The 429-nt window shown below is 55.7% G+C and carries 1 pseudogene; it reads left to right on the top strand.

Features of this window, described 5'->3' with window-relative positions:
- Nucleotides 1-429: pseudogene (locus ACO0LC_RS29175) on the top strand (IS3 family transposase); the annotation flags it as partial.

The raw sequence follows: 429 nt of genomic DNA, 5'->3' as shown, positions 1-429 counted from the left end.
CTCGAAGCGGAAGTTGCCAAACTACGCAAGGAGCTGGCCCAGGCCAAGATGGAGCGCGATATCGTAAAAAAGGCGGCAGCGTACTTTGCGCAGGAGTCGCTGCCAAATACGCGTTCATGAAGACCATGCGACTCGACTATCCCGTTGCCAGCTTGTGTCGCAGCTTTGGCGTCTCCCGTAGCGGTTTCTATGCCTGGCTCAACAGCGTCCCGTCGGAACGTGCCAAGGAAGATGAACGTCTGAAGGTGGCGATTGCAGCGGTTCACAAGCAAAGCCGGGAGACCTATGGCCCACTACGTATGCAACCGGAGCTGGCAGCCCAAGGATTTAAAGCTGGCCGCGATCGCATTATCCGGTTGCGCCGCATACTCGCCTTGCGCTGCAAGCAAAAACAAAAATTCAAGGCAACAACCAATTCGAATCACCAGC

Origin of the sequence: Undibacterium sp. JH2W, from assembly GCF_049340425.1 — a bacterium.
In the GTDB taxonomy this organism is placed as follows: Bacteria; Pseudomonadota; Gammaproteobacteria; order Burkholderiales; family Burkholderiaceae_D; genus Undibacterium.
The sequence above is the reverse complement of the archived record's forward strand: the minus strand, read 5'-3'. Positions and strand labels throughout refer to the sequence as shown.